Source organism: Neisseria sp. (assembly GCF_041804105.1).
GTDB lineage: Bacteria > Pseudomonadota > Gammaproteobacteria > Burkholderiales > Neisseriaceae > Neisseria.
In genome coordinates this window covers 1-12,188 of sequence record NZ_JBHCJY010000112.1, presented here as the reverse complement: position 1 = coordinate 12,188, position 12,188 = coordinate 1, and the positions used below count along the sequence as shown (strand labels likewise).

Sequence of the window (12,188 nt, the reverse complement as noted above, 5' to 3'; positions counted from 1 at the left end):
CACGTGCGATGGGCATAAAACTCTGTTCAATCCAATGGTTTTTGTCGGCCTCGACGATGGAAAGGCGGTCGTAATCGAGCTGGACGGGGTTCGGCTGCTGCGGTGTGGTAAGCAGTTTGAGCATCAGCACCATCACGCTGACGGCGGTACCCGGGTCATTGACGGAAGAGAGCGCGCGTTGGGCGGCTTCGCTCAAGACGATGAAGCCCCATTCGGGGTCTTGCTCGTAGGTACGCTCGCCTGCGATGACAAAACAGCCGAGCAGGCGGTCAGTTGTTTCCAGCGGGCGGTTGATACAGGCAACGGGAGTGTCGGGCATGAGCAGTTTGCCGGGGCGGACGGTGATGTAGATGTGGGTGTCGTATTCTTCGGCGAGTTTTTGCAGCGAAGCCATGTTGATATGGGTGAGGTAGCCGGACTGCCCCGCGCGCAGAACCTGCATGCCGGGGTTGAGCCGTCCGCGCCATGATGCGCCCATTTGCGGTTCGGCGTAATAGGTTTGCAGGGCCTGTTCGGTTTTACTGCTGATTTTGCCGAGGGTGTTGCCCAAACGGCCGAGCTACGACAGGGTGAATACCCAGCGGATAAGGGAAACGATGAGGTAGGCCATCACGGCGATGGTGCCGATAAACAGGATAAACCGCCCGTTTTGGCCGTAATATTCCATGCCCAGCGCGGTTTTGGCGATAACGGTGAAGATGAAGGCGGCGATAAAGCCCGAGATGGTGGTGCGGGTGTTGTCGTCGCCCATAATCAGCTCGGTGGCGCGCGGGGTAGCACCGCTGGAGGCGGAGGCAAACGCGGACACCATAATCGAGAGGGAAAAAGTGCTGACCGAGAGCATGCTCGACGCGATTACCGTGAGCAGGCCGTCGAGCGTTTCGCTACACGGATGTCGGGCAGCGCGCCGTCATGCAGCATATCGCCGAAAAAGCGGGCGATGAAGGCGAGTACCACGGCGATAACCGCCCAGTATGCGGGTACGACCCAAATCTGGTGGCCGGGCTTTTTCAGTATGATGAGCCAGCGGTATAAGGAGTTTTTCATGCGTTATCCCTTTGAAAACAATGAAACTTAAAAATCGGCATGCCGCAGTTTTGCCGCATTTTTTCACGGCGGGCGGCGGAAATCGGCGGATAGGGCGGTATTGTAATCAAACCGCCGCGCGGATGGGGAACATGATGCGGAAAGGGCGGGTTTTCTGATGTTCGGACGGCCCGGTTTCGCTGGGTCGGTCTTGGTTCTGAACGGGCGCTTGGCAACTTGGTTTCCGGTATGGGTTGGGGGAATAAGTGTTTGCGGTTATCAGGATTCCGGTTTTCCGCCTGCGCGGGAATGACGGGAAAGATTTGCGGTGTATTCCATTGGTGCTATCGGTGTTGGTTTTCCGCCTGCGCGGGAATGACGGGAAAGATTTGGGATGGGGATAAATCACTAAAAAGGCCGTCTGAAAAACTGGAAAAGTTAGCCTGTCTGCATCTGAAAGAGAAGGTTGTTTGCATGTCAGGCTGTCTGAAAAAGCAGAGTTGTTCGGGTAAAACAAAACTGTTCTGCTTTTTCAGACGGCCTAAGCTGTTCGGACGGTCTGTTTGTTTATCCGCATCCGGACACAGCCAATCACATAACGTTTATCCCATCCCATCAAATGCCGTCTGAAAACATCCCGCGTTCGGCAGTTTCAGACGGCATCCGTTTGCCGTTGTCCGTATTCTCTTCAGCGGCTTAGCGCAATTCTTTCCGTGTCCACCAGCCGTCGTTCCTAAACGAATCGGGGCGGTACTTTTCGCCCATTTTCGGCACGTCCAGCGGCAGGTTTTTATGAGCGGCGGTTTTGACCGCCTTGTCGATAGAGACGTACCACGGGTTGCGGCCGAGGCTGAACACGCCCCAGTGCATCGGCACCATGCGTTTTGCACCGAGGTCGAGAGCGGCCTGTACGGACTGTTCGGGGAACATATGGGTTTGCGGCCAGCCTGCGTTGGCGGCGTCGATTTCGAGGAACGCGGTGTCGAAGCCGCCGTATTTTTTGCCGATGTCGGCAAAATGCGGGCCGTAGCCGGTGTCGCCGCTCCAATAGAGGCGGCGGCCTGCACCTTCGAGTACGAACGATGCCCACAGGGTTTTGTTGCGGTCGGTGCGCCAGCGGGCGGAGTAGTGTTGGGCGGTTTCGGCGGTGATTTTGACGCCGTTGAGTTCGGCAGCGTCGCCCCAGCCCAGTTCGGTGATTTTTTCAGACGGCACGCCCCAGCTTTGCAGCCTGTCGCTCACGCCGAGGGGTACGATGAAGCGTGCGGCTTTGTCGGCAAGGTGGCGGACGGTGGCGGCTTCGAGGTGGTCGTAATGGTCGTGGCTGATGAGTACGGCATCGATGTGCGGCAGGTTTTCGCGGCTTATCGGCGCTTCCTGAAAACGGGGCACGATAATCGGCAGGCTGACGGGGCTGGCGTTGTCGAACACGGGGTCGATAAGGATGCGCTGCCCGCCCAGTTCGAGAATGGCGGAAGCGTGACCCAGCCAGTAGTAGGCGAAGGCTTCGGCTTGGCCGAAACTGTTTTTATCGAGCGTGTGCATGGGCAGGCGGCCTTTGGGGACGTAACTGTCGTCGCGGATAAAGCCGCCTTTGCCGGTGGCGCGTTCGGGGTAGTAGGGCAGCTCGGGGGCGGTGTAGATGTTGCGGAACGCGCCGTTTTGGTAATACGGCAGGCGGGCGAAGCGGCTTTCGTCGGGCAGCTTGCCGATGTTGCGGTAGAACTCGATGCCGAAAACGGCGGCGGCCAGTAAGATGGGGCTGAGAGCGATGAGCGGGTATTTGTAGCGTTTTTTCATGATGTTGCGGTTTGTACGGACAGGCCGTCTGAAAAATATGCCGGACAAAGGTTTTTCAGACGGCCTATGGGTTTGGTTTGATGAAACCGGGTTCGGATACTTGATTTTTACGGACAGGCATTCGGGTAAAACCATGCTGTCATCCGTGTTCGGCCGTGATTTCCCGCCTGCGCGGGCATGACGGGATGGGGTTTGCATCACTTCAAGGCCGTCTGAAAGGAGCAGGTTATCCGGAAAAAGCCGGGCCGTCTGAAGCAGGCGGAACGGTATCGGCTGCCAATGCAGCCGAATGCGGCCAAAAAGTAAAGCCGTCTGAAAATAACGGCTTTTGGGTCGCAACCAAATGTTTTCAGACGGCCTCAGGCCAACGTTCGGGTTTCGCTGATTAAGAATTCTGCGGTGCGTTCGGCGATGCGCCATTGGCCGTCGGCTTCTTTGACGAAGCGGTCTTGGTAGCGCACGCTGTGTTCGAGCAGGCCGGGTTTGCCGTCGGTTTCGCCGACCAGTTTCACCAGGCAGTAGCTGACGGCGCGGGCTTCGGTTTCGCTTTGGAAATCAACCGTCTGCTGGCCGTTCAGGTGGTAAACCTTGCTGAATTGGGCGAGGTAGTCGGTAAACACTTTACTGATTTCGCCGTGCCCTTTCATGGCGAAAACGAGTTCGCCGCCGATGTAGGTGTTGACCGCCGCGTCTTGCGTGAACAGCGGCATTTGTTCGGCGACGCGTTTGTCGTCGGCAAGGTTGGAAAATACGTCGACCACGGTTTTGATGGCTTGGCGTTCGGCTGATTCGTTAAAAGACATGGGGTTATCCTTGCAAGGTTGATCGGGCTGCTGTTTCCGCAGCACCTGCGGGTTTGGCAACGGGGTAACGCTATCCAAAATATCGGAAGCCCGCTGTTCCCGTGCGGACGGACGGCGGAAAACAGTCAGGCCGTCTGAAACCGTTTGCGCGAAAACGGGCGCGGTTCGGTTTTTCAGACGGCCTTCATCAGGCTTATTTTTTCAGGCTGCCCATATCGATGACGAAGCGGTATTTCACGTCGGATTTGAGCATACGCTCGTAAGCGGCGTTGATGTCCTGCATATCAATCATTTCCACATCGGGCACGATATTATGCTCGGCGCAGAAATCCAGCATTTCCTGCGTTTCGGCAATGCCGCCGATAACGGATGCGGCCACGGAGCGGCGGCCCATAATCATCGGTACGGTGTTGATGGTCTGCTCCAACTCGCCGACCAGGCCGACCAGCACCAGCGTGCCGTCGAGGGCGAGCGTGGGGATGTAGGGTTTCAGGTCGTGGGTGTAGGGCACGGTGTCGATGATGAGGTCGAAGGTGTTGGCGACGGCCTGCATTTGGGCTTCGTCGGTGGACAGCACCACATGGCTTGCGCCGAGGCGGAATGCGTCGTCGGATTTGCCTGCGGAGCGGGTAAACAGGGTTACTTCCGCGCCCATCGCTTTAGCCAGCTTCACGGCCATGTGGCCGAGGCCGCCCAAGCCGACTACGGCGACTTTGCTGCCGGCTTTCACGTTCCAGTGGCGCAGCGGCGAGTAGGTGGTGATGCCGGCGCACAGCAGCGGGGCAACGGCTTTGGTGTTGAGTTTTTCAGACACGCGCAGCACGAAATCTTCGCTCACGACGACTGCGGTGCTGTAGCCGCCTTGGGTCAGTGTGCCGTCGTGGCGGTCGGTGCCGCCGTAGGTGCCGGTGTGGCCGTGTTCGCAGTATTGTTCCAAACCGCGTTGGCAGGGCGAACAGGTGCGGCAGGAGTCGACCAGACAGCCGACGCCGACCAAATCGCCGACTTGGAATTTTTTGGCGTTCGCGCCGACTTTGGCGACGCGGCCGATGATTTCGTGGCCGGGCACGATGGGGTAAGTGTGCGTCCAGCCCCAGTCGTTGCGGGCGGTGTGCAGGTCGGAATGGCACACGCCGCAGTAGAGAATGTCAATCAACACGTCGTCGTCGCGCAAATCGCGGCGGTCGAAATCATAGGGGGCGAGCGGTGTGGTCGCGCTGTGGGCGGCGTAGGATTTTACGGGGGTGGTCATGGTGTTTCCTTTAAGGTGGGTTTTAAATAAGGTGGGGTTTAAAATCGCTTGTCTGATTATAATCCCTGCCCATGGACGGGGAAATAACGCAAAGCGGAATACTGTATTCCGAAATATGCAACAGGCCGTCTGAAAACTTTTTCAGACGGCCTTTGCGTTCATATCAAACATTCACGATGCCCGTTTAACAAACGGATGCTTTCAAGCAGGCGACCGCTGCCGTTTCAGACGGCCTTTAATGCCCGCCCATTTTTGAAAACAGGTTCAGCACCACCACGCCCGCGAGAATCAGGGTGATGGCGGCGATGCCCGGCAAATCGACTTTCTGGCCGAAAAAGACCACGCTCACACCTGCGGTCAGCACCAGCCCCACGCCCGCCCAAATGGCATATGCCGTACCCAGCGGCACGGTTTTGAGCGTGAGCGACAAAAAATAAAATGCCAACCCGAAACCCAAAACTACGCCTGTGGACGGCAGCGGTTTGCTGAACCCGTGGGACAGTTTGAGCATGGTCGAACCGAACACTTCGCTGATGATGGCCAGCCCCAAAAAAAGCCAGTGCATGAAATTTCCTTTGCCGGATGTTTTGGAAAAACATGATGTTAGCAAACGAGATTGGGGCTGAACAGTCTTGTTTTTACAGAAAGTTTGTGCGCAAAGGCCATTTGGTCGGAGCCTGACTTACTCCACCCACTGCACGATTTCTTCAACCGGTTTGCGCGATTTCGGGCGGATTTCTTTGGCGCGGTAGCCGAAGGTGACCATCACCGATACACCCCATTCGGCGGGGTCGAGCAGGCCTTCTTCGGCGAGGATGCGGTTGACCGCTTCGTATTCGAAGCCTTCGATGGGACAGGAGTCGATACCGATTAAGGCCGCGCCGCTCATCATGTTGCCCAGTGCGATGTAGGTCTGTTTGCACGCCCAGTCGAACAGGGCGCGTTCGCTTTCGGTGATGCGGATGTCGTCTTCCTGGAATTTTTTGTAAACGGCCAGGGCTTTTTCGCGCGCTTCGCCTTCTAGGCCGCGGCGGTCCATTACGCCGCCGAAAAAGTCGCTGTCGTAGCGGGCGTTTTTCTTGGCGAGCACCACCACCAGATGGCTGGCGTCGTCCACTTGGGTGGCCATGCCCCACGATACGGGTTTGAGTTTGGCGCGCAGTTCTTTGTTCTGCACAATCAGGAATTTCCACGGCTCTGAGCCGACGGAACTGGGCGAGAGACGTGCCAGTTCGAGAATGTAGGCGAAATCGCCGTCGCTGATTTTGCGCGCGGGATCATAGGCGCGGGTGGCGCTGCGGTTTTGAAAGGCTTTCAATACGCTTTCTTTTTGAATGTCGGACATTTCGGTTTCCTAATAAAGTATTGGGGGTGAAACGGTTGTGGTACGGAGTTTGCGGCAGGCCGTCTGAAAAACCTTTTTCAGACGGCCTGAACGTTTTTCAGGCAGCTTTACATATAGCCGCGAACATATTGCTGCGGCACGAATTCCATTGCCGCACCGTCGGCGGCGCGCTGGTTGTATTGCGCGTTCAACAGCCAATACGGGTCGCGCAGCAGGCCGCGGCCGACGGCCACCAGGTCGGCATCGCCGTTGGCCAATACATGGTCGGCTACGGCCGCGTCATCAAGCATGCCCACGGCGATGACGGGCAGGCCGGTGGCTTCTTTGACTTTGCGCGCCAGATAAACCTGATAGCCTGCGGCGAATTCAGGGTGTTTGCCTGCGCACAATACGCCGTCGCCGCCACCGCTGATGTCGAACGCGTCCACGCCTGCTGCGGCGAAGCGTTTGGCAACTTCCACGCCGTAGTCGCTGTCGAAACCGTTTTCGCCGTATTCTTGCGCGGAAATGCGCATGATGAGCGGCATTTCAGACGGCATCACGGCTTTGGCGGCTTTGATGACCTGTTCGCCGAAGAGCATTTTGTCCTGGCCGTATTCGTCTGTGCGCGTGTTGGATTTGGGCGAGTAGAACTGGTGGATCAGGTAGCCGTGCGCGCCGTGCAGCTCGATGGCGTCGAAACCCGCGTCCACCGCGCGTTTCACGCTGTTTTGGAAAGCCTGAACGATTTCGGCGATTTCGTCTTTGGTCAGTTCTTTCGGGGTAATCAGGTTTTGGCCTTCGTAATCGAGCGCGCCGTAATGGATGGAGGACGGGGCGACGGCGTTCGGTTCGTCCTGCGCCTTACGCCCCGCATGGGCGATTTGCACGGCGATTTTACCGCCCTGCGCGTGTACGGCATCGACGATGCGTTTGAATGCGTCGCGTTGCGCGTCGTTCCACAAGCCTAAGCAGTTGGGCGAAATGCGGCCGTTGGGGGCAACGTTGGTCATTTCCACGATAATCAGCCCCACGCCGCCGACGGCGCGGGAAACGTAATGCACATAATGCCAGTCGTTCGGCATGCCGTCGGTGGCCGAATATTGGCACATCGGCGGCATTACGACACGGTTTTTAAGCGACAGGTTTTTGATTTGATAGGGTGTTTGGATAAATCTGAATTTGGCCATAATGCTTGCTTTCACCAACAATGTTCAAACAGGCTTGTATTCTAAAGAAAAAGATAATATAAAACCAATTGTGATTGCTTATGCCAAATATAAACATGCGTGATATCAGAAGCCTCGATTTCAACCTGCTCAAAGCCTTTGAAGCCCTGCTCGACGAACAGAACGTTACCCGGGCCGCCGAGCGTTTGTCGGTTACCCAGCCCGCGATGAGCGCGATGCTCAACCGCCTGCGCGAAAGTTTCGACGATCCGCTGTTCGTGCGCGTCCAGCACGGTATCCGGCCGACCGAACGGGCGGTTGCGCTCGGTGCCGAAGTGAAAAGCGTGCTCGCGCACATCGGCAAAATGCTGCAACCGGCCGCGTTTGATCCCAAAACCGCCCGTATGAAAATCAGCCTAGCCTCCACCGATTACGGCCTGCAAACCGTTGTCGTGCCGTTTCTGGCTAGGCTCAAGCAGCTTGCGCCGCATATTCAGGCGGTGCTGCTGCCGATACAGGACAGCAACGTGCGCAGCCTGCTCGAACAGGGCCGGCTCGATGTCGCCCTGATGACGCCCGAACGCATCCATTCCGACGAAGTGCACATCCGCCCGCTTTACGAAGAACACTACGTCTGCACCCTGCGCGCAGGCCATCCCGCCGCCGCCGCGCCGCTGGATTTGGAACGTTTCTGCGGGCTGGATTTCGCGCTGATGTCGTACGACGGCGGCGGCTTCAGCGGCGCCACCGACGAAGCCTTAGCCAAACTCGGCCGCAGCCGCAAAGTATCCGTGTCCGTGAGCAACTTCCTGCTGATGCCCGAAATCCTGCGCCGCAGCGACATGGCCGCCATGCTGCCCGCCCGCCTCGCCTGCGGCCAGGAAGGGCTGGTCAGCCTGCCCCCGCCGGTGGACGTGGAAGGCTTTACCGTCGCTATGGCCTGGCACCAACGTACCCACCACGACCTCGCCCACCGATGGCTGCGGGAACTGCTGGCGGAAGCGGCATTGGGCGGGCAGCACGCGGTTTGAGCGGTTTTTCAGACGGCCTGTTTTATATGGGTGTTTAAACAATATCGGATCGAAACACGGATTGTTTTTCAGACGGTATCTAGATCCGTCATTCCCGCGCAGGCGGGAATCCATGGTTGGCATTCACAAACGCATAAATAAACAAGGTTTCTGAAAATATTGGGCATGGATTCCCGCCTGCGCGGGAATGACGGTTGTTGGCTGTGCCGCTCAAATCAACGCATTGTAAATGTAGGTCGGTGGTGCAAAGACAAGCGTTTTCAAACTTGGCCGTTTTTACAAAATAAAAGGCTGTTTGCAAAAAAAAAGGCCGTCTGAAAACTTTTTCAGACGGCCTTTGCTTCATAACCCTTAAGTAGATTTCACTAAGCCTGGACTTTCAATCCAATAAACAACCCAATCAGGCGAACACCAGCCTGTCGTCTTCCGCTTTTACCCTGATGGTGCTGTCGGGCTGATAACGGCCTTCCAGCAGGGCTTTGGCCAGCGGGTTTTCGATTTCGGCCTGAATGGCGCGCTTGAGCGGTCGGGCGCCGTAAATCGGGTCGAAACCCGCGCGGGCGATGAGATCGAGCGCGGCTTCTTCCACTTCGAGGTGCAGGTTCATGGCCGACAGGCGTTTTTCCAAACCGCGCAGTTGGATTTGGGCGATGCTGCGGATGTTGGCCTGGTCGAGGCCGTGGAACACCACCACTTCGTCGATGCGGTTGATCATTTCGGGGCGGAAGTGTTCTTTCACGTCTTCCATCACCACTTCTTTGACGGCTTCGTAGTCGGCTACGCCCATTTGCTGGATGTGTTGGCTGCCAATGTTGGAAGTCATCACGATGACGGTGTTTTTGAAATCCACCGTGCGGCCCTGGCCGTCGGTGAGGCGGCCGTCGTCGAGCACTTGCAGCAGGATGTTGAACACGTCAGGGTGCGCTTTTTCCACTTCGTCGAGCAGGATGACGCTGTACGGTTTGCGGCGCACTTGTTCGGTAAGGTAACCGCCTTCTTCGTAGCCGACATATCCGGGCGGCGCGCCGATGAGACGGGCGACGGCGTGTTTTTCCATGTATTCCGACATGTCGATGCGGATTAAATGGTCTTCGCTGTCGAACAGGAAATTGGCCAGCGCTTTGCACAATTCGGTTTTGCCCACGCCGGTGGGGCCGAGGAACAGGAAGCTGCCGTAGGGTTTGTTCGGGTCGGCCAAACCGCTGCGGCTGCGGCGGATGGCGTCGGACACGGCGCGCACGGCTTCGTTTTGCCCCACCACGCGGCTGTGCAGGACTTCTTCCATTTTCAGCAGTTTGTCGCGTTCGCCTTCCATCATTTTGGCCACGGGGATGCCGGTCATGCGCGACACGATTTCGGCAACCTCGTCGGCGCCGACTTGGGTGCGGAAGAGTTTGTTGGCCTGCGGGATGCCGTCTGAACTGCTTTCCACCGCCTGCAACTGCTGGTTGAGTTTGGGCAGTTCGCCGTATTCCAATTCGGATGCGCGGGCGAAATCGCCCTGGCGTTTGGCCTGTTCGATTTTGACCTTGATGTCGTCAATCTGTTTTTTGATGTCGGCGGTGCCTGCGCTGGCGGCTTTTTCGGCTTTCCAGATTTCGTCCAAATCGGCGTATTCTTTTTCCAGTCCGGCGATTTCGCCGTCTATCAGTTCCAAACGTTTGCGGCTGGCATCATCGCTTTCTTTTTCAACGTGCATTTTCTCCATTTTGAGCTGGATGATGCGGCGGTCGAGTTTGTCCATCTGCTCGGGTTTGGAGTCCAGTTCCATTTTGATGCGGCTGGCGGCTTCGTCGATTAAGTCGATTGCTTTGTCGGGCAGGAAGCGGTCGGTAATGTAGCGGTTGCTCAACTCAGCCGCGGCAACAATCGCCGGGTCGGTGATGTCGATACCGTGGTGGATTTCGTAACGCTCCTGCAAACCGCGCAGAATCGCAATCGTGTCTTCCACGCTCGGCTCGCCCACCAACACTTTTTGGAAGCGGCGCTCCAGCGCGGCGTCTTTTTCGATGTATTGGCGGTATTCGTCTAAGGTGGTGGCGCCGATGCAGTGCAACTCGCCGCGCGCCAGCGCCGGTTTGAGCATATTGCCCGCGTCCATCGCGCCGTCGGCTTTGCCCGCGCCCACCAAGGTGTGGATTTCATCGATGAAAATCAGCGTGTTGCCGTCGTCTTTCGCCAAATCGTTCAATACGGCTTTTAAGCGTTCTTCAAATTCGCCGCGGTATTTGGCGCCGGCAATCAGCGCGGCCAAATCGAGCACCAGCAGGCGTTTGTTGCGCAGGCTCTCGGGCACTTCGCCGTCAACAATACGCTGCGCCAAACCTTCCACGATGGCGGTTTTGCCCACGCCGGGTTCGCCGATCAGCACGGGGTTGTTTTTGGTGCGGCGCTGCAAAACCTGAATGGCGCGGCGGATTTCGTCGTCGCGGCCGATGACCGGATCGAGCTTGCCTTCGCGGGCTCGTTGGGTTAAATCCAGCGTGTATTTTTTCAAGGCTTCGCGCTGGTCTTCCGCGTTGGCGTCGTCCACCGTCTGCCCGCCGCGAACGGCGTCAATCGCGGCATTGATGTTCTGCTCGGTCGCACCGGCGGCTTTCAGGATTTTGCCGGCGGCATCGTTCTGCTGCACCAGCGCGAGTGCGAACAGTTCGCTGGCGATATAGGCATCGCCGCGCTTCACGGCGGCCTTGTCCATCAGGTTTAACACGGCCTGCAATTCGCGGCCGGGCAGGATTTCGCCGCCTTGGCCGGACACTTTTGGCAGACCGTTCAACAGCTGCTGCAACTGTGCCTTAACCTGCGGCACGTTCACGCCCGCACGGGCAAGCAGGGCGGCGGTGCCGCTGTCGTTATCGTCGAACAGGGCTTTGAGAACGTGGCCCGCTTCGAGATAGGCATTGTCGGCGGCCAGAGCAAGGCTTTGGCCGTCTGAAAGGGCTTTTTGGAATTTTGCGGTCAGTTTGTCGAATCTCATCTTGGGTTTTCCTTCGGAAGATTATTTCGTTAACCGCTATATAGGGCTACCTGTGGATAACTCAAGACGCGTTTTGTCTGTTGAATGCTAATTTTATTTTAGCGGTTGTTTTTAATATGGATTATTTTCAGACGGCCTGTGGGTAAATGGTTCGGCAGCTTGCTTGTGTCAAGCAAAAGGCCGTCTGAAAATCTGTTTGCCGTCATGCCTGCAAAGACAGGAAACGGCAGCGCGTTTTCAGACGGCCTGCCAAGCCCCGGTGCGCTTTCATGTATAATCGTCCACCTAATCCCGAATATTTTCAGACGGCCTTCAAACCACTTTAAGGCCGTCTGAAAAATCTGATAAAGAAAGCCACAGCATGACTAAAAAACGCGTTCTCACCGGCGTAACCACCACCGGCATTCCCCACTTGGGCAACTACGTCGGCGCGATTCGTCCGGCCATCCGCGCCGCGCAAGACGATAACGTCGAATCTTTTCTGTTTCTCGCCGACTACCACGGCATCATCAAATGCCACGACCCGGCCATGATTCACGAGTCCACCCAAGCCGTGGCCGCCACTTGGCTTTCGTGCGGACTTGATCCCGAGCGTACCACGTTCTACCGCCAAAGCGACATTCCCGAAATCATGGAACTCAACTGGATTCTGACCTGCATCACCGCCAAAGGCTTGATGAACCGCGCCCACGCCTACAAAGCCGCGGTGCAGGAAAATCTGGACAAAGGGCAGGAAGACCAAGACCACCAAATCGAAATGGGGCTGTACAGCTACCCGATTCTGATGACCGCCGACATTCTGATGT

9 protein-coding genes and 2 pseudogenes are annotated in these 12,188 nt (G+C 57.0%); 2 read left to right on the top strand and 9 right to left on the bottom strand.

Features of this window, described 5'->3' with window-relative positions; genetic code table 11:
- The 8 genes and pseudogenes from ACEYDX_RS09890 to ACEYDX_RS09855 form a co-directional block, all read right to left on the bottom strand.
- Nucleotides 1–844 (bottom strand): annotated as a pseudogene (locus ACEYDX_RS09890) (DUF2254 domain-containing protein); the annotation flags it as partial.
- An 11-nt stretch (nt 845–855) separates the two neighbouring features.
- Entirely contained in the window at nt 856–1,047 is a 192-nt protein-coding gene (locus ACEYDX_RS09885; RefSeq protein WP_373741856.1) for a hypothetical protein, read from the bottom strand.
- A gap of 675 nt (nt 1,048–1,722) precedes the next feature.
- Complete coding sequence (locus tag ACEYDX_RS09880) at nt 1,723–2,826, bottom strand: MBL fold metallo-hydrolase (protein ID WP_373741855.1); 1,104 nt, start codon at nt 2,824–2,826, stop codon at nt 1,723–1,725.
- A gap of 359 nt (nt 2,827–3,185) precedes the next feature.
- Nucleotides 3,186–3,629, bottom strand: a complete 444-nt coding sequence (locus ACEYDX_RS09875; protein WP_373741854.1) for a nuclear transport factor 2 family protein — start codon at nt 3,627–3,629, stop codon at nt 3,186–3,188.
- Nucleotides 3,630–3,822: 193 nt separating this feature from the next.
- Nucleotides 3,823–4,881: an NAD(P)-dependent alcohol dehydrogenase gene (locus ACEYDX_RS09870; RefSeq protein WP_373741853.1), complete on the bottom strand. Its 1,059-nt coding sequence runs from the start codon at nt 4,879–4,881 to the stop codon at nt 3,823–3,825.
- A 235-nt stretch (nt 4,882–5,116) separates the two neighbouring features.
- Nucleotides 5,117–5,446 (bottom strand): multidrug efflux SMR transporter, encoded by a 330-nt coding sequence (locus tag ACEYDX_RS09865; protein ID WP_373741852.1) that lies wholly within the window; start codon nt 5,444–5,446, stop codon nt 5,117–5,119.
- A gap of 117 nt (nt 5,447–5,563) precedes the next feature.
- Nucleotides 5,564–6,226: an NAD(P)H-dependent oxidoreductase gene (locus ACEYDX_RS09860; protein WP_373741851.1), complete on the bottom strand. Its 663-nt coding sequence runs from the start codon at nt 6,224–6,226 to the stop codon at nt 5,564–5,566.
- A 107-nt stretch (nt 6,227–6,333) separates the two neighbouring features.
- Nucleotides 6,334–7,395, bottom strand: coding sequence for an NADH:flavin oxidoreductase/NADH oxidase (locus ACEYDX_RS09855; protein WP_373741850.1), 1,062 nt, complete (start codon nt 7,393–7,395; stop codon nt 6,334–6,336).
- Nucleotides 7,396–7,490: 95 nt separating this feature from the next.
- Between ACEYDX_RS09855 and ACEYDX_RS09850 the strand changes: the two genes are divergently transcribed.
- Entirely contained in the window at nt 7,491–8,405 is a 915-nt protein-coding gene (locus ACEYDX_RS09850; protein ID WP_373741849.1) for a LysR family transcriptional regulator, read from the top strand.
- 400 nt (nt 8,406–8,805) lie between these two features.
- Here ACEYDX_RS09850 and clpB read toward each other — a convergent pair whose 3' ends face one another.
- Nucleotides 8,806–11,382, bottom strand: a complete 2,577-nt coding sequence (clpB, locus tag ACEYDX_RS09845; protein ID WP_373741848.1) for an ATP-dependent chaperone ClpB — start codon at nt 11,380–11,382, stop codon at nt 8,806–8,808.
- A gap of 361 nt (nt 11,383–11,743) precedes the next feature.
- On the opposite strand from clpB, the pseudogene ACEYDX_RS09840 reads away from it, so the two are divergent.
- Nucleotides 11,744–12,188: pseudogene (locus tag ACEYDX_RS09840) on the top strand (tryptophan--tRNA ligase); the annotation flags it as partial.